Below are 26,097 nucleotides of genomic sequence, written 5' to 3' on the forward strand. Positions count from 1 at the left end.
TAAAACCCAACTTAATTTTTTTGCGCAAACGATTGCTTTTTGTATTATTCTCTTTAAAATGCGCTTTTTGCTAGTGGAACTGGAACAATGAACGCAACGGCATCTGAAGAACAAAATGTTGAAAAAACAGTACAAAATCAAAGTGAACTGATCTACCGCCTTGAAGATAGACCTCCGCTTCCTCAGGCTCTATTTGCTGCAGGGCAACATCTATTAGCGATGTTTGTCGCCGTTATCACCCCTGCAATGTTGATTTGCCAAGCACTTGGGCTACCCGCTCACGATACCCAGCGCATTATTAGCATGTCATTGTTTGCTTCAGGAATTGCTTCATTAATTCAAATCCGTGCTTGGGGTCCTATCGGCTCTGGGTTACTGTCAATTCAAGGCACCAGTTTCAACTTTGTTGCACCATTGATTATGGGTGGTGTTGCACTTAAGCAAGGCGGAGCCGATATTCCGTCAATGATGGCAGCATTATTCGGCACTTTAATGGTCGCAGCGCTGACTGAAGTCATCTTATCTCGCTTTTTACATTTGGCTCGCCGAGTTATCACGCCGCTGGTTTCCGGTGTTGTCGTGATGATCATTGGTTTATCGTTAATTCAAGTCGGTTTAACCTCTATCGGTGGTGGTTACAGCGCACTGAGTAATAATACTTTCGGCTCCCCTGATAACCTGATTCTAGCCGGTATTGTTTTAGCCGTGATTATTTTGCTAACTCGTCAGAAAAATCCGTACCTACGTGTTGCTTCTTTAGTGATTGCGATGGCGGTAGGCTATCTTGCTGCATGGTGGATGGATATGCTGCCAACAGCACAAGCCAGTGATGCCAAGCAATCCCTGATAACGATTCCTGAACCTTTCTATTATGGTCTCTCTTTTGATTGGAACTTGCTGATCCCATTGATCTTGATTTTTATGGTGACTTCTTTAGAAACCATTGGTGATATCACGGCGACCTCTGATGTCTCAGAACAACCAGTGCGTGGTCCGCTGTATATGAAACGCATTAAAGGTGGAGTTTTGGCAAATGGTCTAAACTCCATGGTTTCTGCGGTGTTCAATACCTTTCCTAACTCCTGCTTTGGGCAAAATAATGGTGTGATCCAATTAACTGGGGTGGCTAGCCGTTATGTTGGTTACTTAGTCGCGCTAATGTTAGTGCTGCTGGGTCTATTTCCAGCAGTGGCAGGTTTTGTGCAACAAATTCCTGAGCCTGTTCTAGGTGGGGCTACAATTGTTATGTTCGGTACCATTGCGGCATCGGGTGTACGCATTGTTTCACGTGAGCCGCTTAATCGTCGCGCCATTATGATCATTGCGTTGTCGCTTGCCGTCGGCATGGGTGTTTCCCAGCAACCTTTAATTCTACAATTCGCACCTGATTGGCTGAAAACCCTGTTCTCATCCGGTATTGCTGCCGGTGGCTTAACTGCGATTGTACTGAACCTGATTTTCCCTCACGAAAAATAATCTCCCATACTGCCGCAAATGTTGAACACGTCGGCGGTTCTTCTGTATGCTATCCTTCAGTTGCCGATATATTAAACATATCGGCGATTTCTATTTCTATCTGATTGATAAGGGAGCAGACAAACGTGAAAGGGTTATTGAAGTTTATCGGTTATATTTTTCTGCTTCTTTTCATTGTGTTGCTCGCTGGCTATATTGCCTTACAAACCCGCTGGGGTGCCAGTTATGCAAGCCAGTTCCTGAGTAAATTTACACCTTATAATATTAAGGTCGGCATCATGGGGCACCAGTTCTCTGAGCCGGGTAAATTTATTTTCCAAGACATTACCATTGCATCTAACAATAAAGACCTTGATCTTGATGCTCGGCAGATTGTTGTAGATATTAATTGGCGTCATCTTTTTAGTGGTGAAGCCATCCAACGTTTAACGATTACTCAAGGCAACTTATCTGTAAATTTTACCGATAAAACAACGCCACTACCGCTTTCAGCAAAAGTCCTGCAATTTGAAAATAGCCAAATCCAATTAACCCAAGGGACCAATACATTACAAGTCGCGGGTTTTACAGGTGGAATCACGCCATGGAAACCAACCGTTAAAAACCCGTTTGGTTACGGTGATTTTCGTTTTACTACCAACCAAATGATGGTTAATTCACTCCCCTTTAGAAATGTGGCAATAACTGGGAAATTACAGGAAAAAGTGACAGACTTTAGCCAAGTCAGTGGCTATCTCAATAATGGCTCGATAGCGGGCAAAGGCAAATGGTTTTCCGACGGTTCAATCACGATAGATAACCTTTCGATGAATAAAGTTGGCTGGCAAAATGACCTCACATTTGATGCTTTATTTGATGCCATAAATAGCCATCGAACAGTACAAATTAACCAGCTACAGCTCACCAATGTGGATATTCAGGGACGTGACTGGGCGCTTTCTGGATTGAGCAGCGAAATTGATCAAATTAGCCTTGTCAGAGGCAGTTGGAGCAGCCCCAAAAGCCATATTAATTTCAATGTCGAGCAATTGGTTATTCAGGACCAACAGGTTGATACGCTCATCGGTGAGCTGAGCATTGACGGTGATAACCTCAATATTGATAAGCTCTCAGGCTACTACAATAAAGGCATTTTTAATCTAAGTGCGATTTGGCAACGTAATGATAAATCACTGACCATCACTGAGGGAACACTCGCTGGGGTTCTGTATACTTTGCCAGATAATTGGCTCTCGTTCTTTGCTCAACCCGCGCCAGCGTGGTTATCCACATTCGCCATTGATAACTTCACCATCACGCAATCTTTGCTAATGAATATTCAACCCGAGTTTCCTTTTGAGTTTACGGCGCTCAGTGGCAATATTCGTTATGTTGACCTCATCAAGCAAAAACAGTGGGGAATTTGGCGGGGGCAAGCGACATTCAATGCTGATGCAGGTACCATCAATCAAGTGATGATCCGCCGTCCACTACTCGAAATTGCGAGCAGCAAGAACAGCGCAGCTGCCAGCCTCAGTGGAAGCATTGACCGTGGTATCGCAAAAATCGGTTTACTGGCACAGCAAGAGCCGAATAAAGTACCTTTTGAATTACGTGCATCAGGCACCAACATTGATTTAGGTAATTTGAATCAATGGGGCTGGTCAGGCTTTTCACCGCAGATGTGGGGGGATTTTGAGGCCTCATTACAAGGGGATTTACTCGCATCGCCCCTTGCATCGAGCTTAAATGGAAAATTAACCGCGGTCCCCCTTCAGGGAAGCCGTATTGTCCGTACTGTCGTTGATGGGTATGTCACCTCTAGCATGGCTTCCCAAGAGCCATCCACAGAGTCTCAAGCTACCCCAGCGGCTAACACCTATCCTGTTGATGGACACGTGCCGACTATTGTGACTCAGTAATCTCAATGAATAGATAATAAAAAAGCAGGTATATCCTATCAGATATCCTGCTTTTTATTTTTACATGGTTAAGTTAGGCGTTTTTATCTGTCTTCGATTCAGGTAATACCATGTATACACCACTAAACACTGCACCCACTTGGTTTTCTGCATTAGTAACATGCACTTCCAATTTGACTCGAGCTTTGCTACCTCGAGCTAAACGGTCAAGGTCGCCACTGAGATGAGAAAGATCCGCGACTGCCGTTGGGCGTCCGCTAACCGGTTTTGCATAGCGAATATTGGCATCCACCAGCACGATTTCTCCGCCTAGCTTATTTTCTTGTAATAATAACCAAATCATTCCCCAACCAGTTAATGTGGCAAGAGAAAACTGGCTACCTGCAAAAATGGTGTTATGAGGGTTTTGATTTCCGGCTTCCGGCATGGTCGTTACAAATCGCTTACCTGTATATTGCTCAATGCGCACGCCCATCTTTTCACTCAAGGGAATGTATTTGTGCCAAGCTTGCTGAAGTTCACCGCACCAATCAGGGCGATGAAGAATTTGATCTAAGGTCTCAATTGGCTTAATCATTAAATAATGGCGAACTGGCGTTTTGAGCTCACCTATCGCTTCTCCGCGACTTTCAAAACCCATTTTTGCAAAGAACGGTACCGCCTCTTCTCGCACACTGGAAACAATGCGTTTGACGCCTTCACGCCTTGCAATGGTTTCAAGTGCCATGATAATGAGCTTGCCAAGACCTTTACCTTGCATAACGGGATTCACAGCAAGAAATCGGATAGCACCTTCGTTATCTGCATTAATATACAAGCGACCAATCGCTAAGATACGATTCTTTTCATCGACCACCATTTGGTGGTGAGCGGTTAGGTCATAACCGTCTTTTTCCGAGCCAAGGGGTTGTTTGAACGGCTCTCGCAGCATTGACCAACGAAATTGATAATATGCAGCGAATTCAAGTTCATCTTTCGGTGTCCGTAAATGGTACATCTCTCCCCCTCCCTTAAACGATTTTTCTACACTTGTAACCAGAAGGTGACTGGACCATCATTGGTCAAGTTCACTTGCATATCCGCAGCAAATTCACCGGTTTCAGTCGTGATACCTTGCGTACGACTTTGCTCAACAAAGTATTGATATAATTGGTCAGCTTTTGTGGGTTCCGCTCCACCAGAGAAACTCGGGCGCATTCCTTTCTTCGTATCTGCTGCTAATGTAAATTGTGAAACTACGAGTAGACTTCCACCAGCTTGCTGAACATTGAGATTCATTTTGCCTTGTTCGTCGCTAAAAATACGATATCCAAGAACTTTCTCGCAAAGGCGTTTTGCTTTCTGCTCGTCATCGTCTTTTTCAACACCCAGCAGAACTAAAAGACCGGGGCCAATTTGTCCCACTGTTTTTTCATCAACAACCACACTCGCGTGAGTGACTCTTTGAATTAATGCAATCATGGGTACTCGATAAAAAAGAAGGAGTAACGTTATCGCTACTCCTTATTAAGAACGGGATTATTCGACTTCTGCACTAAAATCGTAAGTACGGAAATATTCAGGCACCGTATCTTTATTCAGAACATGGACACCTTTGATACCAAGCGCTTCTGCGGCTTTGACGTTTTCTTCAACATCATCAAAGAAAACGGCATCGGCGGCGTCAAATTCCTCAGATTCCAGAACATATTTGAAAATTTCTGGGTCTGGTTTACGCATCCCTAAATCTTGGGATAAATACAGAAAGTCAGAGGAAGCTGCAATTTCTGGGTAGTGTTCTGGCCAATAATCCAAGTGTAGGCGGTTGGTGTTAGATAACACAACAACACGGTGACCTTGCTCACGCAGACGTTCCATAATATCAATGACTTCTGGTCTTAGTGAGATGAAAATTGAGTGCCAGCCTTCTGCAAAATCTTCAAAGCTTAGAGTGATACCCATCTCTTCACAAAGCAGTTCAGCAAATTCGATATCTGAAATTTTGCCACACTCATGGAGCTGGAAGATATTGCCAAAAGTGAATCGCTTTTTGATTTCTGAACTTGGGGTTCCGCTCAGTTCAGACCATTTATCAAATACACGATTGAAGTCGATATCAATAATCACATTACCCATATCGAAGATATACAGCATACATTGCCCTCTTAGTTATTCATTAAATTTACTTTAATCATTATTGGGGCAACTGAACAGCCCTAAATGGTGATTATTAGGGTTATTTTTCAATTTATCGATTAAGCAAATTGGATTACGTTGCTGCTTATCAACGAATTTTATTCCGCAATATTACTGAGGCGCTCTTCTGCACGATTTTTATGCATAAAAAAAGCGCTGTATTTCTACAGCGCCTTTCTATTTAACTCAAAGACTAATGATTAGTCATCTTTAGAACGGCTTGCACGACGGCGATCGTTCTCAGTCAAGTGACGCTTACGCAGACGAATTGACAGTGGAGTTACTTCAACTAATTCATCATCATCGATAAACTCAAGAGCTTGTTCCAGAGTCATTTTGATCGGTGGTGACAGTGTTGTTGCTTCATCAGTACCTGACGCACGCATGTTAGTCAGTTTTTTACCGGTTAAGCAGTTAACAGTCAGGTCGTTAGAACGTGAGTGAATACCAATGATTTGGCCTTCATACACTTCAGCACCGTGACCTAAGAATAACTTACCACGATCTTGCAAGCTGTACAGTGCGTACGCAACTGCTTTACCTTGACCGTTAGAGATCAGAACACCGTTTTGACGACCACCGATTTCGCCTGGGCGAACATCGTCATAATGGCTGAATGTAGAGTACAGTAAGCCAGTACCTGAAGTCATTGTCATAAATTCAGTACGGAAGCCAATCAGACCACGGCTAGGAATGATGTAGTCTAAACGTACACGACCTTTACCGTCTGGCATCATGTCACGCAGGTCACCTTTACGCTCACCTAACGCTTTCATCACGTCGCCTTGGTTTTGTTCTTCAACATCCAAAGTCACTTGTTCGAATGGCTCTTGTTTACGACCATCAATTTCACGAATGATAACTTTTGGACGAGAAACGGCTAATTCGAAGCCTTCACGACGCATGTTTTCAATCAGAACAGATAAGTGCAGCTCACCACGACCAGAAACGCGGAATGCGTCTGGATCTTGAGTTTCTTCAACACGCAGAGCAACGTTATGAACCAGTTCTTTATTCAGACGGTCAAGAATTTGTCGTGAAGTCACGAACTTACCTTCTTTACCACAGAATGGAGAGGTGTTAACACAATAGAACATGCTAACAGTCGGCTCATCAACCGCCAGCGCAGGCAGTGCTTCAACGTTGCCCACTTGGCAGATAGTGTCAGAGATGTTCAGTTCACCTAAACCAGTCAGAGCAACAATGTCACCCGCTTCTGCTTGTTGTGAATCAATACGCTCTAAACCTAAGTGAGTCAGAACTTTACCGATTTTACCGTTGCGAGTTTTACCTTCGCTATCGATAACAGTCACTTGTTGGTTAGGTTTAACAGTACCACGCTTGATGCGACCGATACCGATAACACCTAAGTAGCTGTTGTAATCTAACTGAGAAACTTGCATCTGGAATGGACCTTCCAGATCAACTTTTGGTGGCTCAACGTGTTCCACGATAGCTTCGTACAGTGGAGTCATGTCTTCAGCCATATCAGTATGGTCAAGACCTGCGATACCGTTTAATGCAGATGCATAAACGATAGGGAAATCTAATTGCTCATCCGTAGCACCTAAGTTCACGAATAAGTCGAATACTTGGTCAACAACCCAATCAGGACGCGCGCCTGGGCGGTCAACTTTGTTGATAACAACAATTGGACGTAAACCGTGGTCGAACGCTTTTTGCGTTACGAAGCGAGTTTGCGGCATCGGACCGTCCATCGCATCAACAACCAGCAGAACGCAGTCAACCATGGACATAACACGTTCAACTTCACCACCGAAGTCGGCGTGACCCGGGGTGTCTACGATATTGATGTGATAACCATTCCATTGGATAGCGGTGTTTTTAGCAAGGATTGTAATACCACGCTCTTTCTCCAAGTCATTGGAGTCCATAACACGCTCATCAACAGTTTCACGTTCACCGAAAGTGCCGGACTGTTGCAGTAATTTACCAACCAGTGTTGTCTTGCCATGGTCAACGTGAGCGATGATGGCGATGTTTCTTAAGTTTTGAATTGACAAGGATTTTTACCGTTTCATTGACAGGAAAGGAATATGCTTATTGAGTCGTTATATAGCTCAAAGCATACTTTCTACTTTAATTTGCTGTTATTTTACACGTTTTTCCACACAAGTGGAATAAATGTGAAAGCCATCACTATTAAAAAAGTTTTTAGCTAAAAAACATTCAGTTGCGTCGTCGTGCAAAAATGCTTAAAAAAATAGCAATTATCAGCACTAGGAAATCACAAAGTGGCAGGATAATACGCTAAAAAGGAAATATTAGCAGCCGAAAAAAAGAATAAAAAATAAACTTTCTTCGCCTATCACTATTTTAAATGCATTTTTTATTATTTAGATATATCTAATTTGACAGTTTAGATATATCGGAATAAAGTGAACCTATCAAATAATTTAGATATATCGAAATAATAACAGAGGTTCCTATGAGAATACATCAATGCCGTCATGTTTATTCCTCACATCATGATGAACATCAACGAGGACACGGTGGCTGCTGCCACAATGAAGAGCGTCAAGAACATCATCATGGTCATGACCATAGTGAATGTTGCCATGGTGAAGGTCGTCGCGGTCATGAACGCGGTGAAGGCTGCCATGGTGAAGGTCGTCATGGTCGTGGACGCGGTGAAGGCTGCCACGGCGAAGGTCGTCACAGTCATGGACGCGGTGAAGGCTGTCATGGTGAAGGTCGTCACAGTCATGGACGCGGTGAAGGCTGCCACGGCGAAGGTCGTCACGGTCGTGGACGCGGTAAAGGCTTACGTCGCCTGTTTGACCACGGGGATCTGCATATTATGGTGCTCTCTTTAGTGGCAAAAAAACCTAGCTATGGCTATGAAATCATTAAAGACATCCAAGAAGCATCCAATGGCTTATATGTACCAAGCCCGGGCGTCATTTATCCAACATTAACGCTATTAGAAGAACAAGGCTTTTTGGAATCACAGATTGTGGAACGTAATCGCAAAAGTTTCTCTATTACACCTGAAGGGGCTGAACATCTCGCTCAGAATAAGGAAACTGAAACGGTTATCGCCCGTAAATTAGCCAAAGCACGTGAACTACAGCAAGGCAGTAATTTATCGGAAGATATCGAAATGGCAGTTAGCCGCTTTAAAGCCCTATTGCGCCACAAAATGGTACTCAAGCAACTAAATGAAGAACAAACTCACCAAATTGCCACTATCATTAATGATGCCGTCAAACAGATTGAAGAAGTTAATGCGATCTTAACTGACAGTCATGACGAGTAGCTCTGAACTTTATATTGTTACCACAATCCGCCGCGTTGTGCCTATTAATGGCGCTGCGCGGTGCGTGTTTTAACACCCACTGCCAAAATGCACCTCATTGGTGCAAAAAATCTTTTACTTGCACCAATACAGCGCAATGATAGACTATTTTTTAGCCTCAACGTTGCCATCCTTTCGTCATAATCCACTTTTACTATGATTTCAAAAGTTGGCACGCTTTTCGCTTATACCATCCATAGAGAGCTTGCGATGTTGTTAATGAAATAATCATTCATCTTGCGAAGCCAGATAAACCAACCCATGTACATCTTAAACGCTGCGTGGGTTGATTAGACCCGACCAGGAGAGCCGAGAATGTCCGCTAAACATGTTTTATCGTTAATCGAAGAGCACAATGTTAGATTTATTGATCTGCGTTTTACCGATACCAAAGGTAAAGAGCAACACGTCACTATCCCTGCTCATCAAGTTGACGAAGACTTCTTTGAAGAAGGTCAAATGTTTGATGGTTCATCCATCGGTGGCTGGAAAGGCATCAACGAATCTGACATGGTATTAATGCCAGACGCATCTACCGCAGTGTTAGACCCATTCTACGCAGATAACACCTTAATCATCCGTTGCGATATTTTAGAGCCGGGCACTATGCAAGGCTACGATCGCGACCCTCGCTCAATCTCTAAACGCGCTGAAGACTTCCTACGTTCTAGCGGGATTGCAGATGTAGTGTTATTTGGACCAGAACCTGAATTTTTCGTGTTCGATGACATTCGTTTCGGCAATAGCATGCACAGCAGCTACTATCATATCGATGATATCGAAGCGGCATGGAATACAGGTACTAAATACGAAGGCGGTAACAAAGGTCACCGTCCTGGCGTAAAAGGCGGCTACTTCCCAGTACCACCGGTTGATTCATCACAAGATTTACGTTCCGCTATGTGTACAACAATGGAAGATATGGGCTTAGTCGTTGAAGCTCACCACCATGAAGTAGCAACCGCAGGTCAAAACGAAGTTGCAACTCGCTTTAATACGATGACGAAAAAAGCGGATGAGACTCAAATTTACAAATACGTTGTACACAACGTTGCCCATGCATACGGCAAAACCGCTACCTTTATGCCAAAACCATTAGTCGGTGATAACGGCTCCGGTATGCACTGCCACATGTCTTTATCTAAAGATGGTGTGAACCTGTTTGCAGGCGATAAATACGGCGGATTATCTGAGATGGCGCTGTACTACATCGGCGGTATCATCAAACACGCTCGCGCACTGAACGCCTTTACCAACCCGACGACTAACTCCTACAAACGTTTAGTCCCAGGCTTTGAAGCGCCAGTTATGTTAGCTTACTCAGCACGTAACCGCTCCGCATCTATTCGTATTCCAGTCGTTGCTAGCACGAAAGCGCGTCGTATTGAAGTGCGTTTCCCAGACCCAGCGGCTAACCCATACTTAGCGTTTGCTGCACAGTTAATGGCTGGCCTTGATGGCATCATCAACAAGATCCACCCTGGCGATGCAATGGACAAAAACCTGTACGATTTACCGCCAGAAGAAGCGAAAGAAATCCCAACGGTTGCGGGCTCTTTAGAAGAAGCGCTGGCTGAACTGGATAAAAACCGTGAGTTCTTAACTCGTGGTGGTGTATTTACTGACGATGCTATCGACGCTTACATCGAATTACTGCGTGCCGATATCCAACGTGTTCGTATGGCACCACACCCACTCGAATTTGAAATGTACTACAGTGCGTAACACGCCGTTCCACTGATAGTCTTTGTTGCCGTGAAGCACTTGCCCCATCTTTTGATGGGGCCTTTTCTCTGCACTGAGTGATAAACTGCAAATATTGGCTTCGACGTATCGGTTAATCAGTAAATAACGTATAATGCACCAAAATAGTGCAGGAGCAATATTACATGAAAGCCGAGCATTTACCTGTCCCCGAACATCTCCTCGATTCCTTAATCAACAGCGTATTGGTGCTGGATTATGATTTAGTCATTCATTATGCCAATCACGCCGCTTTACAGATTTTGGCGCAAAGCCCACGTAAGTTGTATGGCACCCCACTCCCTTTACTCTTTAATTATTGTTCATTAAATGATGAACAGATGCTTAGCAGCTTAAAAACCGGTCACAGCTTTACAGAAAACGAAGTCACGTTAGTACTAAATAACCATTCTCATATGATGTCTCTGAGTGCCCAGCCGCTATCAGAACAATTTATCCTCGTTGAGCTTTCCCAATTAGATAGCCAGCGACGCCTTAGCCAAGAGTTAGCGCAAAATGCCCAACAACTTGCCGCTCGTGAGTTGATTCGAGGACTTGCCCATGAGATCAAAAACCCACTAGGGGGATTACGTGGTGCAGCACAATTATTGTCTAAGGCGCTGCCCGACCCGCAGCTAAACGAATATACCCAAGTGATCATTGAACAAGCTGACCGCTTACGCGCGTTGGTAGATAGGCTGCTAGGTCCACAATATCCCGGACCTAAAACTGAGCAGAGTATCCATCATAGTGTCGAAAATGTGGTGCGCCTAGTTGCGTTAGAAAAACCCAATAATGTCACCTTAATCCGTGATTATGATCCCAGCCTGCCTGATCTTGAATATTACCCTGACCAAATAGAACAAGTGCTACTCAATATCACCCGCAATGCTTTACAAGCCCTTGGTGAAACAGGTGGTAATATTACCCTGCGCACGCGTACGGCATTTCAGGTCATGCTACAAGGCGAGCGCTATAGACTCGCGGCTCGGATTGATATTGAAGATAATGGACAGGGCATTCCGCTTGCCATCCAAGATACCCTATTTTATCCAATGGTTAGCGGTCGCCCAGATGGCACCGGATTGGGGTTATCTATCGCCCGCAGTTTAGTGGACCAACATGCGGGGAAAATTGAGTTCACCAGTTGGCCGGGTCACACCGAGTTTTCTATTTATCTACCCATCAAAAAATAGGAGATAGCCATGCAAAAGGGAAAAATCTGGGTTGTTGATGATGACAGTTCAATCCGCTGGGTGCTTGAGCGAGCACTGAATAGCGCTGAGCTGGATTGCACCTGTTTTGATAGCGCAAATGCCGTGCTTGATGCCCTCAATAATGATCGCCCTGACGTGTTGCTCTCCGATATTCGTATGCCTGATATGGATGGGCTTGCCTTACTCACTCAGTTGAAGCAGTCACACCCTTTACTGCCCATTATCATTATGACGGCACATTCGGATTTAGATGCCGCGGTTAATGCTTACCAGTCTGGAGCATTCGACTATCTGCCTAAACCCTTTGATATCGATGAAACTGTCGCACTCGTCGAACGCGCACTTAACCATAGCCGTGAACAAAACAATACCGCTGGAGACAAACCACAAGCGGCTATCGTTTCGTCAACAATGATCGGCGAAGCTCCCGCTATGCAGGAAGTCTATCGAATTATTGGTCGTCTTTCGCGCTCGTCCATTAGCGTACTAATTAATGGTGAATCTGGTACAGGTAAAGAACTGGTTGCCCATGCACTTCATCAACATAGCCCACGTGCCAATGAGCCATTTATCGCATTAAATATGGCTGCGATTCCAAAAGATTTAATCGAATCTGAGCTATTTGGACATGAAAAAGGGGCCTTTACTGGGGCATCCCAAGTACGCCAAGGACGCTTTGAACAAGCAAATCGAGGTTCATTATTTCTTGATGAAATCGGGGATATGCCACTTGATGTACAAACGCGCTTATTGCGGGTACTGGCTGAAGGGCAATTTTACCGGATTGGTGGCTATACCCCCGTTAAAGTCGATGTCCGTATTATTGCAGCCACCCACCAAAACTTGGAAAAACGCGTAGAGGAAGGGCTATTTCGTGAAGACTTATTCCACCGATTGAATGTCATCCGCGTGCAATTACCGCCATTGCGCGAACGTGTTGAAGATATTCCTCGTCTCGCCCATTATTTTTTACAAAATACCGCCAAAGAATTGGGCGTTGAAAGCAAAGTTCTCCACCCTGACAGCATTAAGCTTTTACAGCGCTATCCTTGGTCAGGTAACGTACGTCAATTGGAGAATGTCTGTCGGTGGTTAACCGTCATGGCTGCGAGCCAAGAAGTGCTGCCACAAGATTTACCAAGCGATCTGTTTGGTAAACAAGAATCCACCAAAGTGGCTAAAGATCCACATTCATTATCCACTAACGCAGTCGATCCTAATATCACATGGTGTGATCTCTTAGAGAAATGGACCGATCTCGCGTTACACGCTGGTCAGCAAGATCTGTTTAATGATGCCATGCCATTACTAGAAAAAACGATGCTCAATTGCGCCCTTAAATATACCGATGGACATAAACAAGAAGCAGCGCGTTTATTAGGCTGGGGGAGAAATACCTTAACGAGAAAATTAAAAGAATTAGGTATAGAGAAATAACTTTACTTAATGAAAAAATAGCAATGATCTAATAATGAACATCGGGTAATAAACAAATTACCCGATATCATAAATAAACTTCAGCATTAGATTGTCTAAATATAATTATCAATAATTCCAAAAGAAAAGAAAAACCAATTAATAAAGAATAATAAAAACAAAAGCAATCATATAAAGAAAAGAAATAGAGATAAATACACATTTATCTTTAAGAACAAAACAATCATAAAGTAAATATCTTAAAAATAATCTAAAATTATAATAGAGCATGAAAAGCTCATCGATTATTTTGGAGATCCCCTATGAATAGAAACACATTCAAATCACTATTTTCCATAATATTATTGTTTTCAAGCCAGTCCGCTGTATCTGTAGATGGTAATATTGAATTCATTGGTGAAATTATAGATCAAGCATGTGAAGTAAAAACCGACTCAAAGAATATACAAGTTCCTTTAGGAAGTATTCCAAAGGCAAATTTACCCAATGTGGGTAGCAAATCAACACCCGTATTGTTCACCATTACACTCATTAATTGTCCTGTTACGGTAACACGAGCATCCGTACTCTTTGATGCAATACCCTATCCTGGTGATAATACAGTTTTAGCGCTAAAAGCAGATACTGGCGTTGCAACTGGAGTAGGCATTCAATTAACAGATAAGTCCAATGCTATTATTACATTATTAACGCCTTCGAACAGCTATGCATTATTGCCAAATGTTGATAATCCATTGAATTTCACAGCAAATTACATTGCAAAAGCAAGCCCTGTCACACCCGGTCCAGCAAATGGTGCGGCGACCTTTTTAATTGTTTATAACTAATTTACCTAATCAAAAAATAGCGATTATTATTACGAAAGGATAATAAAATGAGAACAATACTTTCCTGCTTTATATTGTTATTTTTCATCATCAATATAAGTCATGCAGGGGTCATTATCGGAGGTACTCGCGTTATTTACAATGAAGGAATAAAAGATGCCACCATTAACTTGAATAACCCTGATGACATTCCTTATTTAGTACAGTCTTGGGTAGATACTAGTGAAAGTAAGCCACAAGAAATTTTCTCAATAACACCACCTTTATTTAAACTTAATGGTGAGAGCAATAATACATTAAGAATATTTTTAACCGATAATACATTATCGAATAATAAAGAGTCTTTATTCTGGTTAAATATAAAAACAATTCCTGCTGTAAAGCATAAAGAAAACTCTTTACAACTTGCCTTCAGAACGAAAATGAAACTCATCTATCGTCCTACTAAGTTAAAAGAAGCTAATTTTAACGAGTTACAAAAAAAAATTATCTGGTCAAAATCAGGTAGCCAATTGACCGTTAAAAATCCAACTCCTTATTATATTAATTTTCAACAGGTCATATTTAATGACGAACAAGTGAATGATGTCAGCTATGTAGCACCTTTTTCATCCAACTCATTTACCGTCAATTCATCTCCAAACCACGGGATTGTTCAATGGGAATTAATTAATGACTTTGGAGCAACGACAGAACGTACTCAGAAAAAGATATAGCCTTTTATAATGCTGGAGATGCTTATGAAAAGTTATTGGTTTCCACTGGTATGTCTATTCAATTTGACAAACGCCTATGCCAAAGGAAATGACCAAAGTGAAAAGCCAATGTACCCTTCTGATGAAATGTACTTCGAAACCAGCTTTTTAAATTTGCCCGAGGGTCAATCGATTGACCTTTCACAATTTGACAGCAATGAACAATTAGCAGGGACTTATTTTGTTTATATTTATCTAAATCAACAATTTATAACCGCAAAAAAAGTACAATTTATCCCTAATGCTCAAAATAAGCTAATCCCTTGCCTAACAACGCATGAACTGACAGAGTTCGGCGTTAACACTGCACAATTTCCAGATTTACAACAGAGTAAAGAAACATGTTCCTATTTATCGGCGATACCCGATGCCCATAGTGAATTTGATTTTAATCATCAGCGCTTATATTTAAGTATTCCTCAAATTGCCTTGGTCGATCATCCTCGAGGCTCAATTGACCTTACAGACATCGATAACGGAATCAATTCTGCACTGCTTAATTATAGCTATAGCAGTTCAAAAAATAACAGCAGAACACACCGCAGTGGGAATACATCAACAAGCTATGCCAATTTACGTCCTGGTATCAATTTAGGTGCGTGGCGGCTACGCAATTATTCAACCTGGATAAATAATGATGATACTCATCAATGGGATACGGTCTACACCTATGCATCTCGAAATATTAACAGTCTCAAAAGTCAACTTATTCTTGGAGACGGTGTTTCTCCTTCCATGGTTTTTGACAGTGTGCCATTCCGTGGTATTCAGCTTTCCACCGATGATGATATGTATCCAGAAAGCTTACGAGGCTATGCGCCGACAGTTCGAGGTATAGCTCGTAGTCATGCGCAGATAACCATTCGCCAAAATGGCTATATTATTTATCAAACCAATGTGGCCGCAGGTCCATTTGAAATCAATGATCTCTACCCAACAGGCAGTAGCGGTGACCTTTATATTACGATTAAAGAATCTGATGGAAGTGAGCAGCATCAAATCGTTCCCTTCGCTTCACTCCCTATTTTACAACGAGAAGGCTACCTATTTTACAGTGTAACTGGCGGGCAATACCGTGCCTATGACTCTCATATTGATAAAACTAAATTTAACCAAATTTCAGCTAGTTATGGGCTGCCTTATGACATGACGCTCTATGGTGGCTTACAACATAGCGCTGACTATCAATCTCAAGCCCTTGGATTGGGTAAAAATTTAGGTGATTTGGGTGCGATTTCTGCAGATATTACGATAGCCAATTCAACACTCAGTGATCATTCTCATCATCAAGGTCAATCTTATCGATTTCGTTATAACAAAAACTTGAATATGACAGGTACCAATATTGCACTGGCAGGATATCGGTACTCAACCAGTCACTATTTCAGTTTATCTGAAGTTTTCGACAACTATCGTAATACCGATTTTATCCCTCAAATTGAACGTCGGCGTAACCGTGCAGAAACAACCATTAGCCAAAACTTATGGCAACACTATGGATCAATTTCAGTTGGTTACGTAAATGAAGATTATTGGAACAGCCAGCGTCGAACACAATCAGCCAATATAAGCTATAACAATAATTGGAATGCGATCAATTACAGCATGAATTACACATTCGATAAAAATACGTTTAAATATCATTCATCTAATGATAGCCAATCAGGTCAAACTAATCATTTATTTGCCTTGTCAGTCAGTATTCCATTTACGTTTTTCGACGATACGGCTTATATCAATATGAACACCACTTCAAATAATCACAATACAAGTTCAAGCACGATTGGTATCTCAGCTTCACAGCTTAATAATCGTTTAAGCTGGAGTGCCCAACAAGAGTTCATCAAACATGGGCGCCAAAATGCTGGAAACATCAATGCAACCTATAAAGGTCAATCCGGTGTCATCACAGGAGGGAGCGGATACAGTCGAGATAATTACACGGTTTATTATGGCATAAATGGCAGTGTCGTCGGGCATGCTGATGGGCTAGTCTTTGGACAACCATTAGGAGAAACGGCAGTGTTAGTCGAGATCCCTCAGGCTTCTAACATCGATATATTAAATAATTCAGGTATTAGCACTAACGCTCAAGGATATGCATTAGTGCCTTATGTTTCCCCCTATCGTAAAAATACGGTAGCCGTTGATGTATCTACGCTACCTGAAAATACAGAGGTCGATCTCACGAGCAAAACAGTCACGCCAAGCCGAGGAGCCTTAGTTAAAGCTGAGTTTCGTGCCAATCTAGGGTATCGCGCTTTCATAACGTTGACTCGACCCAATGGTGAACCCGTACCTTATGGCGCTCAAGTTATTTTTCAAAATGAAAAAATGGTGAACAGCATTGTTGATAACAATGGAAAGGTGTATGTCTCCGGGTTGAGTGAACAAGGCAGTTTTGATATTCAATGGAACAATCAACCACTCTGCCATGTGACCTACAATTTAGCTGGGTTACCAAACTATCTTGGTCTATATAAAACGACCGCTATATGCCAGTAGAGAGGAGCCATATGATCACTTGTACATTACAACAAAGTTTAAGCCGTATTTTACTCTTGTTCTGCTTCATTCCGACAATGCAAGCTGCCTGTCTACAAAATCCACGTTTCGTGAATTTAATATCCTATGTGCCATCGCGGACTTATAACGTGTCATATGATGATCTATCTACACGAGATCTTGAAACTATCACAATACCCTATGGCGGTGGAGGCGCATATTTAGATACGCCTGCCACAGGAGCAAATGATTGTGGAGCGACTTATATGTATGGCCGCTTTTTGAGCCCTTGGGCGCCAAATTCAAATCGCATAGCACCATCTAACCTACCGGGGATCAGCATCTCGGTCCGCACTGCGGCGCCAGTATCAGGCTCAGGTTGGTTTAATGAGACATACTTGCCGCCAGCGGGAGGCATTCCAGGATTTAGAATTTCTCATACCAATTGGGATATTATTATAAAGAAAACAGGTCAAGTGACACAATCCGGTTCGCTCACTGCCGGTAATGTCGCATACCTCTACCAAACGAACACCCGCCCTACCAATTCAACGTGGTATCTAACCACATTAAATATGCCTAGTAACTCCATAAAAATCAATGTACTAAGTTGTTCCTTAAAAAGCTCATCGTATAATATTGATATGGGCGATTGGGACACAACTCAGTTCGGTGGTGTAGGCAGCACTAGCCCTTCGGTGAGCATTCCTATCGTATTGACCTGTAAACCTGGCACTAATATAAAAGCAACAATAACGAGCAATGCAGGTTATCAGGATGAATCAACAGGAAAATTGAAACTGGAAGGCACTGGGCAAGCAACTGGCATTGCGATTCAACTATTAGATAAAAATAATAGCCCTATTCGACTCAATTTCCGCAATAGCCTGCAAAATAATGTCCCTGCTGGAGATTATATTTTTAATTGGAAAGCTCGCTATATTCAAACCGCGACCACCATCACTCCGGGTACAGCTAACTCCAGCGCGATGGTCAATATTCAGTATGAATAGGCAATATGATGAATAGTCTTCAAAAATTATTGATTGGTAGTGCATATGTAGTATGCCACTACGCATATAGCGCCAATAATATTGCGCTCTATTTTAATGGCTCAATTAAAGCGTCACCCTGCCAGATTGAACAAACTGACTATATTATCGATCTAAAAACCATCAATATTGCCAATATAAGAGATAACTTACGATCGCCATGGGTTAACTTTAATGTCAGTTTGAAAAATTGCCCAACCAGCTCCCGTCAATCAATCATGACGCTAACCGGTACGCCAGACCCGACAAATCCAACCTATTTTATTAACCGTGGTACAGCCACTCATGTGGCACTAGATCTCACCACTGGAAATAGCCACACTCAAGTGAAAAATGGAACCCAAATCACTACGCCAATCAACCAACAAACTCACAGCGTACAGATTCCTTTTTCAGCCCGTGTTGCTGGTTTAAACAATGGTATGACAGCCGGTACTTTTCGTAGTCATGTGGAGTTTACCTTCACTTATAACTAGTCCATTTTTTTACATACAGTGTATCCCATAAAAAACGATCACTGTCATTTACATTAATTGAGAGGTGCAAAATGCATGATAAATACCCAATATCCGAAATCATTGGACATAAAATAAAGTTTCTTAGAGAGCGAAAAATATTATCTTTGCAGGAAGTTGCAAATGCAATTGGTATTGATGAAATACAACAAGCTCATTATGAAAAGGGGCAATCTCGAATCCCGATTGATAAATTAAAGCAGTATGCCAACTATTTCGAGATTAACATGGTAACCTTTTTCATTTTTACTGAGAAAGAAAAGAAAACAATCAGGGCGTATGTACAAAAAAAATCAGGCTCATAATCTGATTATTTTTTAAAACAATAAATTCAGAGTTGCCCCGCATTAATAAAGCATCTTATTCAGATTATTGAAATGAGATAAACAAACACATCAAGATTTTATTTAAATCATATCGAATAACAATCAAGTATAATTTAGATTATTATTTTACGACACTCCCAGCCACCATTAGAAAAACAAATGAAACATTAATTCACCCATCCCCCTCATACGGTGTATCTCCTTAATTAACCATTAGCAATATGTAAATAATGAAATTAAATATTTATTTTAAATATTCATTTTAAGTATCATTTAAAAACACCCACATTTATAAATACAAACTATTATAAAATCCAACTCCTACCGTGATTTAAAAGATAAAAATAGAACAAAACAAAGCAAACAATTAATTAAATCTAAAAAACCAAAAACTTGTTTAATGTTAAAATAAAAGTCAAAATACCCGTCAATTGGGTAATTCATTATTTTAATGAACCTCAATTCTTCAAATAAAATATCTCTCGGAGAAAATAAATGAAAAAGAATTTACTGGCATCATTAATTGCTGCGTCTTCTATTTTTGCTGTAAATAGTGCATTAGCCGCAGATGGAACAATTGATTTCACGGGTGAAATCACTGATCAAGCTTGTGAATTAGCCGCTGGCTCTGACGCATTAAAAGTGAACTTAGGTAAAGTATCTAAGAAAGCATTACCAAGTGCTGGAAGCACAGCTGCTGCAACAAAATTTACTATTAAATTAATTAATTGCCCAACAACTGTGACATCAGCATCCGTAAAATTTGATGCAACCTCTTACCCAGGAGATGACTCTGTTATTGAACTTAAAGATGCGGGTCAATCTGGTGTTGCTAAAGGTGTTGGTATTCAAATTACCGATGATGTAAATACCGTTATTCCTCTATTTACTGCATCTAAAGCTTATCCTTTAAAAGATGGTGTTGAAAACAATTTAGATTTTAGAGCTCGTTATATTGCTCAAACCGACAGCGTTGATGTGGGTTTAGCGAATGCAAATGCAACATTTACAATTAACTATAATTAATTAGTGATTAAGGTTTAAATGGAATTAAGCCTTAATATTCTATTCAATGGTGGTAATATGAAATTTATTGTTTACGCTCTTATTTCTTTATTCACGCTTATTAATACCGCTTATGCTGGTGTAATTATTGGTGGGACTCGCGTTATCTATTCCGAAGGAAATAAAGATGTGAGTATTTCGGTTGAAAACCCAGATAAAATCCCCTATTTAATCCAATCTTGGATAGATGGTATTGATGAAAAAAAACAGTCTGATTTCACTATCACACCACCATTATTTAGATTGAATCCAGAAAAGACTAATGCATTACGCATTTTTTTAACTGAAAACAAACTCCCTCAGGATAAAGAATCTTTATTCTGGCTAAATATAAAAACTATTCCCGCAACTGAACGTACAGAAAACTCATTACAAATTGCGTTTAAAACTCAGATGAAGCTAATTTATCGACCTTCAATTTTTAAAAACGTTAACTTTGAAGAAGAGCAAAAAAAATTAACATGGTCTAAATCAGGAAAAATGCTTTCTGTTAATAATCCAACGCCTTATTACATGAATTTTCAGAGCATTACTTTTAATGGGAAAAAAGTTAATGATGTTTCCTATGCCGCACCGCTGACAACAACAACCTTTGAAATTAATGATATGGCAACTAGTGGAACAATTAAGTGGGAAGTTATTAATGACTATGGTGCTGCCGAAAAACCCGCTGAAATAAAAATATAGAAAATATAATAGTAGGTCACAACCCAATGAAAATAAATAAAATATGCTTTGGCCTATTTTTATATCTAGGCTATATGGTTTCACTGTATGCGGAAAATAATACAGATAATAATGTGTATTTCGACCCTGATTTTTTAGAGCTACCCAATAAAGATGCCGTTGATTTAAGTCAGTTTGAAAATAATGAACAATTAGCCGGAAGTTACTATGTCGATATTTACGTTAACACTAACTTAATCGGTGCAAAAAAACTTAATTTTGATAAAAACAGGGATAACCAATTAATCCCCTGTTTATCTCTCGCTGATTTAACAGATTTCGGTGTCAAAACGGCTGAATACCCTGAATTACAAAGTACAGGCACTGACTGTGTGAATTTAGCCGCAATACCTGACGCGAAAAGCCACTTTGAGTTTGACTCACAGCGGCTATATTTGAGTATTCCGCAGGTTGCCTTAGACAAAAATCCTCGTGGCTATGTCAATTTAGAGAATATTGATAATGGGATTAATGCGTTAATACTGAATTACAGTTATAGCGGCTCCAAAAATTATGACCGTAAAAAAGGTGGCTCTGATACGACTTCAAACTATGTGAATTTAAGACCTGGCTTAAATATCGGGGCTTGGCGTCTGCGTAACTATACCACATGGTCAAGTAGTGATGGTCAATCCAATAAATGGGACACCGTTTACACTTATGCTTCTCGCGGTATTAATCGCATTAAAAGCCAGCTAACACTTGGAGACAGCGTATCGCCATCAATGGTGTTTGATAGCGTACCATTTCGTGGTGCGCAGCTAGCCACCGATGATGATATGTACCCTGAGAGTTTACGCGGCTATGCACCCGTTGTTCGAGGAATCGCGCGTAGTAACGCCCAAATTACTATCCGCCAGAATGGCTACACCATTTACCAAACTGAAGTGGCTGCCGGCCCCTTTGAAATCAATGATCTGTACCCTACTGGTGGCAGTGGCGACCTCCACGTCACTATCAAAGAATCGAATGGTAGCGAGCAATATCAAATTGTGCCATTTGCATCCTTACCTGTATTACAGCGTGAGGGCTATTTCTCTTATAGTGCAACTGGTGGACAATATCGCTCCTATGATAGCCATGTGGATAAAACCCATTTTGGTCAATTTACTGCCATTTATGGTCTCCCTTATGGGATTACCGCCTATGGTGGGAGTCAATTCAGTGAAAAATATCAATCTTATTCCATTGGTGCGGGGCAAAACCTAGGGCAATTAGGCGCAGTGTCTATCGATGTCACCCATGCAAATGCCAAGTTTAGTGATGATAGCAAAGAGCAAGGGCAATCTTACCGCTTCCGTTATAATAAGAATATCAATGATATAGGAACAAACATTGCCTTGGCAGGCTATCGATATTCCACAAAAGGTTACTATAGCTTATCGGAAGTATTTGATACTTTTAGAGACACTCGCTATACGCCAGAAATTGAACGACGCCGTAACCGCGGCGAAATTACTCTCAGCCAAAACCTAGGGGAAAATTACGGATCATTATCGATTGGTTACGTAAATGAAGATTATTGGAATAGTGATAAGAAAACCCAATCAGCCACACTAGGATACAGCAATAGCTGGCAAGGCATCAGTTACGGCATTAATTACACCTATAACCGGGATACCAGCACATATGCTTATCAAGGGAAGAGCCAAGGTCAAAGTGAAAACGATCACCAGCTCGCCTTAAACGTCAGTATTCCCATTAATCTATTTGATAGTACTTTTTACTACAACCTCAATACAAACAGTAGTAGCGGCGGTCCAAACTCAGGAAATATGGGACTTTCGGCTAGCCAATTGGATAACCGCCTCAACTGGAGTATTCAACAAGGTTATACCACCCAAGGGCAAGGTGCATCTGGGAATATGAATGCTTCATACAAGGGTCAATACGGTGAAGTCTCTGGGGGAAGTAGTTACAGCAAGGATAATTACAACCTCTATTACGGTGCGAATGGTAGCTTCGTCGCACACTCTACAGGTTTCGTACTTGGACAACAACTCGGTGAAACCGCAGCGATAGTGGATATCCCAGAAGCTGGCGATGTACCAATCCTGAACCAAGCAGGCGTCGTCACGAATAACCAAGGCTATGCATTAGTGCCGTATATCACGGCATACCGTAAAAACGTGATTGATATTGATACCTCTGCATTACCGGATAATACCGAAATGGAATTAACCAGCCAAACGGTCGCACCAAGTCGCGGAGCACTCGTTAAAGCCAGTTTTGCCGCAAATGTGGGTTATCGCGCCATGATGGAACTTAAATTTGCAGATGGAAAACCCGTACCATTTGGCGCCCAAGCCATCTTTAAAGATAACAATCAATTAAATGGCATGGTGGGTAATGATGGTGAAATTTATTTATCCGGCTTAACCGAAAGCGGCAGTTTTATTATTCAATATAACGATAAACAGCAGTGTCAGGTTAATTATAATTTGACTGATGTCTCGAATTATTTGGGTTTATATAAAACAACTGCAACTTGCCAGTAAGGTGAAATAAAAATGAAAAAATCCATATATTATCTTTTACCGTTCTTAGGATTCTCATTATTTTATACGGAATATTCAAATGCAGCATGCGCACAAAATCCATTAAATAATCAAATAAGGTATATCCCAAATGATACCATATATTTACAATATGATAATTTAACTAGTAATAACACGGTATTAAAAACTCATTCTATTACTGGATTTACGTCTGGATATGGCTTTGGCGTTAAAGGAAAAGAAGACTGTGGTGGATATATTGATAACTATTTTTTGAATGGCTGGTCAGTCAGCTCAAATAATACAGCGCCAACAAACATATCTGGAATAGGGATTAGAGTACGTTTTAATGGAGGCTATCTTCCTTATCGCTCAACAACCGCAAGCACGAGCTGGGGTTATACTGGCACAGTTAACTGGACCGTCGACATTGTTAAAACAGGAATGGTTTCACTTTCTGGTACAATTCGTAGCGGAGATGTTGCTATCATCTCTCAATACAATACGATTCCAAAAACTCGATTCATAGCTACTAGACTTAGATTTCAAAGTAATTACCGAATTAATGTACTCAGTTGCTCGTTAAAAAACAGCCAGTCTGTTTATAATATTGAACTTGGTGATTGGTATGATACCCAATTTGCAAATATGGGTGACACCAGTACCGCCGTAGATATTCCAATTACTTTAACCTGCATGTCTGGTGCCAATATTAAAGCAACGATTACGAGTTCCGCTGGCTATGTGGATGTCAATACTGGGAAATTAGCCTTATCTGGTGCTGATAAAGCCACTGGAGTAGCGATTCAATTACTCGATAAAAATAGTGTCCCCATAAAGCTCAATACTAAAAATAGTTTACAAAATAGCGTACCTGCCGGTGATTATATGTTTAATTGGAAAGCTCGTTATATTAAAACAGCAGATAAAATAACACCCGGAAGTGCGAATTCAACAGCCACTGTGAATATCCGTTATGAATAGGAAAAAATAATGAAAAAGTTAATACTCCCTTTATTCTTAGCGAATAGCCTATTCATCAGCGTAGGTGCTTTTTCTGCAAGTACAGTGACGCTTAATTTTAAAGGCAATATTAAAGCGGCAACTTGCAATATTTCTGGTGGAAATAACATCGATATTGACTTGAAACGAATGCCCGTCGATTTATTTAATCAGCCACAAAGTGGGTCTGATTGGAAAATGTTTAACATCGATATGAATAACTGCTCTTCTTATGTGAATCAAATAGTCCTCACATTTAGTGGAACCGCAGATACAAATAATATCAATGACCTATATAAAAATACGGGTACAGCAAAAAATATTGCAGTGCAACTTGAAAGTGGGGATGGCACAACCCCGCTAGGCAATCAAAAAGTGTTACGGGTACCGCTAGGTGGAAAAAACAGCCTCAGCATCCCGTTAAGAACCCGCGCATTTAGTGCGCTTGGTAATGCGAGTGCAGGTTCTGTTTCTGCCAATATTACAGCCACTATCACTTATCTATGAGGAAGAGAACAATGAAAAAAATCATACTTTCATTATTACTCCTAACATCTCCCTTAACGGTCATGGCGCAGGCTGCCAATATTCATGTCCATGGCTATGTCACCGCATTACCATGTGAGTTAGAAAAAGCTAACTATCTTATTGACCTAAAAAAGGTCAATGTTTGGAATATTCGTGATACTCAAACATCTCCTTGGGTAGATTTTACGATTAAATTAAAAAATTGCCCTGTAGATACCCAAGAAGCGATGATGGTAATTAACGGAACACCCGATAATGTCGTAACCAATTACTTTATTAATAGTGGCAGTGCCAAAAATGTCGCATTAAATTTAGCTTATGGCGAAAATAAAATAACGGTAAAAAATGGCGAAAAAATTACGGCACCAGTCAATACCCAAACTCGTACCGTTGAAATACCACTATCCGCAAGAATGGCAGGATATGGTACAGGAATGACGGGGGGCTCTTTTAAAAGTCATCTTGACTTCACACTAATTTATAATTAATAAATCTTTAAACGATACTCTTATTTTAATAAGCCAATTAAGATGATGAGTATTCACTAGATAAAAACAATGTTCACTAATTGAAATTCTAATTATGAATCTCCATATAAAATAAATAACTTTAATTGAGGTGATGTAAGTCAAGATATCAATATAAATAGCTGATAGATATATATTTAAGGTAATGGTATTCATTTGCCTTCTGTTAATTCATTTAACATATCGCAAATAATAAAAAGAGGTTAAATAATGAAAAATAGCTACCCGGTCTCTGCTGTTATTGGATATAAAATAAGAGAACTACGTAAGGAAAAAGGGTTATCCCTACTTGCTGTAGCTAAAACTATTGGAATTAGTGAGCAACAGCAATTACGTTATGAACGTGGACATAATCGAATATCGATAGATCGGCTCAAACAATATGCTATTTACTTTAATATTAATATTAATGACTTCTTTTTATTTAATGAGCACGAAAAGGAAAAAATAAAAAGAGAACTGAGAAGAAAGTTAGAAATACAGTAATTATACTTAATCCTACT

23 protein-coding genes are annotated in these 26,097 nt (G+C 40.8%); 19 read left to right on the top strand and 4 right to left on the bottom strand.

Annotation, left to right across the window (positions count from 1 at the left end):
• Nucleotides 1-87 precede the first annotated feature (87 nt).
• Nucleotides 88-1,476: a uracil-xanthine permease family protein gene (locus PROVALCAL_RS12300; RefSeq protein WP_006659603.1), complete on the top strand. Its 1,389-nt coding sequence runs from the start codon at nt 88-90 to the stop codon at nt 1,474-1,476.
• Between the two features lie 125 nt (nt 1,477-1,601).
• Nucleotides 1,602-3,377, top strand: coding sequence for an AsmA family protein (locus PROVALCAL_RS12305; protein WP_006659604.1), 1,776 nt, complete (start codon nt 1,602-1,604; stop codon nt 3,375-3,377).
• A gap of 73 nt (nt 3,378-3,450) precedes the next feature.
• Here the strand turns inward: PROVALCAL_RS12305 and fabY are convergent, their stop codons facing one another.
• The 4 genes from fabY to typA all read right to left on the bottom strand — a co-directional run bounded on the left by fabY (nt 3,451) and on the right by typA (nt 7,576).
• Nucleotides 3,451-4,374 carry a fatty acid biosynthesis protein FabY gene (gene fabY / locus PROVALCAL_RS12310; protein ID WP_006659605.1) on the bottom strand — a complete coding sequence of 308 codons (924 nt, stop codon included), beginning with the start codon at nt 4,372-4,374 and terminating at the stop codon, nt 3,451-3,453.
• 26 nt (nt 4,375-4,400) lie between these two features.
• Entirely contained in the window at nt 4,401-4,838 is a 438-nt protein-coding gene (gene dtd / locus PROVALCAL_RS12315) for a D-aminoacyl-tRNA deacylase (protein ID WP_006659606.1), read from the bottom strand.
• A gap of 57 nt (nt 4,839-4,895) precedes the next feature.
• Nucleotides 4,896-5,510 carry a glucose-1-phosphatase gene (gene yihX / locus PROVALCAL_RS12320; RefSeq protein WP_006659607.1) on the bottom strand — a complete coding sequence of 205 codons (615 nt, stop codon included), beginning with the start codon at nt 5,508-5,510 and terminating at the stop codon, nt 4,896-4,898.
• Between the two features lie 242 nt (nt 5,511-5,752).
• The gene (gene typA, locus PROVALCAL_RS12325) at nt 5,753-7,576 is read right to left on the bottom strand and encodes a ribosome-dependent GTPase TypA (protein ID WP_006659608.1); all 1,824 of its coding nucleotides are present in this window, start codon (nt 7,574-7,576) and stop codon (nt 5,753-5,755) included.
• Between the two features lie 425 nt (nt 7,577-8,001).
• Between typA and PROVALCAL_RS20070 the strand changes: the two genes are divergently transcribed.
• From PROVALCAL_RS20070 to PROVALCAL_RS12410, 17 genes are all read left to right on the top strand, one after another.
• Entirely contained in the window at nt 8,002-8,832 is an 831-nt protein-coding gene (locus PROVALCAL_RS20070; RefSeq protein WP_226890337.1) for a PadR family transcriptional regulator, read from the top strand.
• A 354-nt stretch (nt 8,833-9,186) separates the two neighbouring features.
• Nucleotides 9,187-10,596: a glutamate--ammonia ligase gene (gene glnA / locus PROVALCAL_RS12335; protein WP_006659612.1), complete on the top strand. Its 1,410-nt coding sequence runs from the start codon at nt 9,187-9,189 to the stop codon at nt 10,594-10,596.
• A gap of 164 nt (nt 10,597-10,760) precedes the next feature.
• The gene (glnL, locus tag PROVALCAL_RS12340) at nt 10,761-11,810 is read left to right on the top strand and encodes a nitrogen regulation protein NR(II) (RefSeq protein WP_006659613.1); all 1,050 of its coding nucleotides are present in this window, start codon (nt 10,761-10,763) and stop codon (nt 11,808-11,810) included.
• Between the two features lie 9 nt (nt 11,811-11,819).
• Complete coding sequence (gene glnG / locus PROVALCAL_RS12345; protein ID WP_006659614.1) at nt 11,820-13,268, top strand: nitrogen regulation protein NR(I); 1,449 nt, start codon at nt 11,820-11,822, stop codon at nt 13,266-13,268.
• Between the two features lie 302 nt (nt 13,269-13,570).
• On the top strand, nt 13,571-14,095 hold the full coding sequence (locus tag PROVALCAL_RS12350) for a fimbrial protein (RefSeq protein ID WP_006659616.1): 525 nt from the start codon (nt 13,571-13,573) through the stop codon (nt 14,093-14,095).
• A gap of 47 nt (nt 14,096-14,142) precedes the next feature.
• Entirely contained in the window at nt 14,143-14,811 is a 669-nt protein-coding gene (locus tag PROVALCAL_RS12355) for a fimbrial biogenesis chaperone (RefSeq protein WP_006659617.1), read from the top strand.
• 18 nt (nt 14,812-14,829) lie between these two features.
• Nucleotides 14,830-17,355 carry a fimbria/pilus outer membrane usher protein gene (locus PROVALCAL_RS12360; protein ID WP_050788081.1) on the top strand — a complete coding sequence of 842 codons (2,526 nt, stop codon included), beginning with the start codon at nt 14,830-14,832 and terminating at the stop codon, nt 17,353-17,355.
• 11 nt (nt 17,356-17,366) lie between these two features.
• Nucleotides 17,367-18,368, top strand: a complete 1,002-nt coding sequence (locus tag PROVALCAL_RS12365; protein ID WP_036959653.1) for a fimbrial protein — start codon at nt 17,367-17,369, stop codon at nt 18,366-18,368.
• 5 nt (nt 18,369-18,373) lie between these two features.
• Nucleotides 18,374-18,883: a fimbrial protein gene (locus tag PROVALCAL_RS12370; protein ID WP_006659620.1), complete on the top strand. Its 510-nt coding sequence runs from the start codon at nt 18,374-18,376 to the stop codon at nt 18,881-18,883.
• 71 nt (nt 18,884-18,954) lie between these two features.
• A complete protein-coding gene (locus tag PROVALCAL_RS12375) occupies nt 18,955-19,227 on the top strand; it encodes a helix-turn-helix domain-containing protein (protein ID WP_006659621.1) in 273 nt (90 codons plus the stop codon).
• 516 nt (nt 19,228-19,743) lie between these two features.
• Nucleotides 19,744-20,274, top strand: coding sequence for a fimbrial protein (locus tag PROVALCAL_RS12380; protein WP_006659623.1), 531 nt, complete (start codon nt 19,744-19,746; stop codon nt 20,272-20,274).
• 57 nt (nt 20,275-20,331) lie between these two features.
• Complete coding sequence (locus tag PROVALCAL_RS12385; protein WP_036959740.1) at nt 20,332-21,000, top strand: fimbrial biogenesis chaperone; 669 nt, start codon at nt 20,332-20,334, stop codon at nt 20,998-21,000.
• Nucleotides 21,001-21,026: 26 nt separating this feature from the next.
• Nucleotides 21,027-23,537, top strand: coding sequence for a fimbria/pilus outer membrane usher protein (locus tag PROVALCAL_RS12390; protein ID WP_006659625.1), 2,511 nt, complete (start codon nt 21,027-21,029; stop codon nt 23,535-23,537).
• A 12-nt stretch (nt 23,538-23,549) separates the two neighbouring features.
• Nucleotides 23,550-24,521, top strand: coding sequence for a fimbrial protein (locus tag PROVALCAL_RS12395; protein ID WP_006659626.1), 972 nt, complete (start codon nt 23,550-23,552; stop codon nt 24,519-24,521).
• Between the two features lie 9 nt (nt 24,522-24,530).
• Complete coding sequence (locus tag PROVALCAL_RS12400) at nt 24,531-25,046, top strand: fimbrial protein (RefSeq protein ID WP_006659627.1); 516 nt, start codon at nt 24,531-24,533, stop codon at nt 25,044-25,046.
• Nucleotides 25,047-25,057: 11 nt separating this feature from the next.
• Nucleotides 25,058-25,555: a fimbrial protein gene (locus tag PROVALCAL_RS12405; protein WP_006663077.1), complete on the top strand. Its 498-nt coding sequence runs from the start codon at nt 25,058-25,060 to the stop codon at nt 25,553-25,555.
• 249 nt (nt 25,556-25,804) lie between these two features.
• Nucleotides 25,805-26,080, top strand: a complete 276-nt coding sequence (locus PROVALCAL_RS12410; protein ID WP_006659629.1) for a helix-turn-helix domain-containing protein — start codon at nt 25,805-25,807, stop codon at nt 26,078-26,080.
• The last annotated feature ends 17 nt before the right edge of the window (nt 26,081-26,097 follow it).

The sequence above is a fragment of the Providencia alcalifaciens DSM 30120 genome, from assembly GCF_000173415.1.
GTDB lineage: Bacteria > Pseudomonadota > Gammaproteobacteria > Enterobacterales > Enterobacteriaceae > Providencia > Providencia alcalifaciens.